Raw genomic sequence first — 4,302 nt, 5'->3', positions numbered from 1 at the left:
ACAACAATCCCCTCCCCGACGATACATCTCACAATCTCGGCCGGTTGAGCGCCGATAGCGCGCATAGTGGCGAACGTAGATCGTCTGCGAATGATCGCCATGTTAAACGCATTGAAAATCAAAAACATGGCAACAATGAGCGCAAGGGATGTGCAAATCAGCAGTGCGTCGCGCAAGAAAGCCAGCAATGCACCATTTTTCGCAGACGCCAGCAATGGTTCAGAGGTGATTACCCGGCCGGCGGTCAGCCGATCGATCGCGTCCGTGACCTTGGCCCGCGATGCGCCCTCGGCAGTGACCACGAGCACCGAATCGTAAGCGCCAGGCCGACCGGCGATCGTCTGCGCTAACCTCAACGGCGCGACAATGAACCTGCCACTGCTGATCTCACTGGCGACATCGTCATCAAGCACCATCGTAACCCTGGTCGGATGCCCGCCGAGGTCCAACGACTGACCAGGACGCAACGACATCCGCGAGCCACCAATAACACCGCCGCTACCGAACACATCTGGACCCGACGCCTGGTTGAGAACCGTTCTGCCCAACCGACTGTCGATGCCAGCCATGCTGGCATCGACCCCCAGGAGCAAAGTCGGGGCGCCATTGACTGGCACCGTAGTGATCACCAGCGGCGCAGCCACAGCCACCCCCGCAAGCCGGCGTATCTGATTGACCAACTTGGCGGGTACACCGCCACTAGAATTTGCCGTGATCTGCAGCGATACATCACCGGAAATGTCCTGATCTACACGGTCAATCGAGCCAATGATCGAGCCGTAGATACTCAAGACTGCCACCAGCAATGCCGAGCACACGGTCACAATCGCCACCGCGACCGTGTTGCGTACCGGGTGCAAAACCAGATCCCGGATGCTGAGTAATCGCAGGCGGTCTGCAACAACCGCAAACTTCATGTCACGCTCGCTTGTACCTTATCGGACTCAATCTTGCCGTCACGCATCGAAATAATCCTGCTGGCATACGAATTGGCCAAACCAACATCGTGGGTGACCACCACAACCAGCGACGTTTCTCCGGAGTCAACCAAACCGCACAGCAAGTTCATGATCTCTTCGCTGCTCTTCGAGTCGAGATTTCCTGTCGGCTCATCAGCCAACACAATCGGGGGATGCATCGAAAGTGCCCTTGCGATTGCTACCCGCTGCATTTGGCCACCCGAGAGTTGGCTCGGGCGATGATCGATCCGGTCGCCCAGGCCTACCTTGTCCAACAGCGCCACCGCACCAGCTCTGGCATGGCTCATCCGCTCACCACCGAAAAGATGCGGGAGAGCTACGTTCTCCCAAGCAGACAGCGTTGGGACAAGATTAAACGCCTGGAAAACGAAACCAACATTGCGTAAGCGGAAGTCGGCCAATCGCCGCTCACTTGCTGTAGTGACATCAGTACCATTAATGCACACCGAACCCGATGTTGGCCGATCTAGCGCGCCAAGCAGGTGTAGCAAAGAGCTCTTACCCGCTCCCGAAGACCCAGTAACAGCCACGATTTCCCCCGCGCGTAAGTCCAGATCGATGCCGTCGAGTGCATGTACCTGGGTCGCACCGACTTCGTACTTGCGCCCGATGCCGCTGAGCCGTACCAGAACGCTCCCACCGTCGGATTCCATGTCGATTTGTGACACCGCTTTACGCCTTTCCAGCCGCCGGGTTGCCCCCAACGGCTTAGCCGACTTCGCGACAACGTACCGCATACGTTAAGCCGAAAACCGGCCCGACCGCCCGCGCACAACTGTCGATTGAACAGGTACATACAAGCGTCAAAGCTCTTCTTGGGAAAGCCAAACCAGCCGGCCCTCATGGCCCGCCCATCATTATTGCCAAGTCGATCGCAGAGATCATCCTGTCTACCGGGTTGCAGACACACGGTGCCCGACACCAATCCCCGAATGCACACCCAAGAAGTCATCCAGAATCAATGACCAACGCCCGGAGACACACCGATCGGCCGAAGGCGCGCTAGCCGAAGGCAGCCCAGATGCACGCAGCGGTTGATGCGGCCGGGACTGCTGAACGCGACGAGCGACCTCCCACGCGAGCCCGCCTTGAAATACGACGACAGTATGCCCGCCCCCGCGTTTCACCCCAACACTGCGCCAGCCCGCCAACGCTTGCGTTTGCTGATCATCGGAAGCGTCCTGCGAACCCTCGTAAAGTCAGGGGGTAACGACCTGGCAGCACTGCGCCTGAGGGTTTGCTGGCGAGGCGCAACGCGATCCAAAAGCTGGCATCGCGGCGAAGCTAAGGGTTTGTGTACTCAGGTGAATGAAACGACCGTAAGATCAATACCCATGGGACACGACTGGCTGCTATTTGAGACCCTCGGGACTGAGCCTGTCGTGGTCGCTCAAGGTGATCGGCTGCGGAAGTACGTACCGTTGACTTCCTTTTTCCGGCGGAACTCCAACATATCCGAAATCAGGTCAATTGTTAGTGCGACAGTCGCGCAACGGCAGCCCCTTGTCAAGGACACCACGGGGCGAAGAATCAGCATCCGCACTGAGCCGATCATTATGACCGATGGTCATGTCCACGGCGTGCACTTGTGGATCGGGCCTCCAAATATCCGCCCACGCGCAAGGTTTTTACCTGGAGCGGTCAAGTGGGACCTCACCGCGGGCACTGCGACTGACACCCCACAAGCCCTAAAGAACTCTGGATTGAACGTCGAGCTTGAGCAAAGCGAGGGGCGGCCCTTCGCCGCGGACTTACCGATCGGCGGCGCACACAACCACGATGAATCGAAGGTGATCGCAGCGGCCATCAACTGCAAGCCCGGCGACACCTTCTGCAGCACATGGAACGTGACTACTTTTGACGGAAATCCGATCCGTGTAAGTTTTGTCGCGCGTGCCAATTTCGAGCTGAATGAAGACGGAACCGAACATCTAGTAGCACGGGCGATGAATTGGCGCGCGCCCCGTGAGGAAACCCGTACGTCAGATTTCAATCTAGCCAGTCAAATACTTGAGGGCATGGCCCAAGAAGGCTTGCATCGCGCCCTTGTCGACTTAGAAACATGGAATCTACTGAAGTGGGTCGATCCCCCCTGTCCACACATCGACTGGCGATCGAAGCACCCAGATCTTCCGCTGGTGCACCCCGACGATCGGCCCACTATGCGTTTCATGGCAAAGCAATTCACTCGCCAGCCGGCTGTCGGGCTGCTACGGCTTCGCAGCACCGATGGGCGGTGGACAAGGATGCATGTCACGATCTATCAGGTGGCGCTACCAGACGCGACGCCCGTCGGCCTAATCTGCATAAGATTGCCGACACCAGCAGACCTGGCTGCGCAAAGGTTCTCATGACTACCTGCAACGCGATTCACCTAGACCCATCATTTGCTAATCTTCCAGGGCGCGACACCTCCACACTACAACGAGGAATTAGCGCTCCTATCGGGAGTTTCAGTACAAGCTCGAAGAAACAGCGATTACGAGTCATCACACACAAGTGCGCCGTCACGTTGGTGCATTGCGATGCACCGGTGGTACATATGGCCCCGATAGCCGCGGCGAAAAGCAGTCTACCGGCTAATTTTCTGGTCAGTCTCGCCGCAGCGCGACGGACGGCGGGCAACGCAGGTCGGGATGTACAACTGCGGGTGTTCCCTGGTTGCATTCGACACGGTGACGAGAACAAGCGACACCAGTGACGTCGATTCGTCCATGCCCTTGTCGCTTAGCACCGTCACGGGCTGGCAAGGACACCGTCCTTCAGGCACGGTTAGACTCACCACGACCCCGCGGCGCCGCTGATAAGTCTCACGTCACCGTCGGGCGCCCGGCAATAAGTGTACGGATTTGACCGATTACCGGATAACCACCACTGTCTTATGCAGCCGGTATACACCGCCGCGGATACCCCGATGAACACCGAACAACCACGTGGACCGTGGACCAGTAAATATAAGCCGTGGCAGCGGATATCGCCTCGGTCAGCACATGGCGAGAAGCCGGAATCAATTCTGCACTCGCAACGAGACATCCTAGTAAGGAGGCGCCTGCCAGCGGGCATTTGTCCAGATCCCGAATGCCATGAACAAACGGTTCTGAAGGTTCCCAAGGTGGTTGCCTCACGTGTGGAAAGCTGACCCAATAACATCGTCGCCGCGGCGTACCACGCGCCAACTGATGGTCCGCGACGTCGGGGTCGGCAGCGACTATCCGATTTCGGTGCAGTCGATGTGCACCACCAAGACGCATGACGTCAACACCACGCTGCAGCAGATCGCCGAGCTGACCGCGGCCGGCTGCGACATCGTCCCTGTCTCTTA

At 58.1% G+C, this 4,302-nt stretch carries 4 protein-coding genes; 2 read left to right on the top strand and 2 right to left on the bottom strand.

Annotated elements, in window-relative coordinates; all coding sequences use genetic code 11:
* Positions 1 to 917 (bottom strand): FtsX-like permease family protein (locus A5782_RS12850; protein WP_156623919.1); only part of this gene is annotated, 917 nt, incomplete at its 3' end.
* On the bottom strand, positions 914 to 1,633 hold the full coding sequence (locus tag A5782_RS12845; protein ID WP_067100094.1) for an ABC transporter ATP-binding protein: 720 nt from the start codon (positions 1,631 to 1,633) through the stop codon (positions 914 to 916). The genes A5782_RS12850 and A5782_RS12845, both read right to left, overlap by 4 nt.
* Before the next feature lie 681 nt (positions 1,634 to 2,314).
* Between A5782_RS12845 and A5782_RS25500 the strand changes: the two genes are divergently transcribed.
* Both A5782_RS25500 and A5782_RS25495 read left to right on the top strand, forming a co-directional pair.
* Positions 2,315 to 3,334, top strand: a complete 1,020-nt coding sequence (locus A5782_RS25500; RefSeq protein WP_082942907.1) for a PAS domain-containing protein — start codon at positions 2,315 to 2,317, stop codon at positions 3,332 to 3,334.
* 825 nt (positions 3,335 to 4,159) lie between these two features.
* Positions 4,160 to 4,302 (top strand): flavodoxin-dependent (E)-4-hydroxy-3-methylbut-2-enyl-diphosphate synthase (locus tag A5782_RS25495; protein WP_231986672.1); only part of this gene is annotated, 143 nt, incomplete at its 3' end.

The organism is Mycobacterium sp. 852002-40037_SCH5390672 (assembly GCF_001665875.1).
GTDB lineage: Bacteria > Actinomycetota > Actinomycetes > Mycobacteriales > Mycobacteriaceae > Mycobacterium.
The sequence above is the reverse complement of the archived record's forward strand: the minus strand, read 5'-3'. Positions and strand labels throughout refer to the sequence as shown.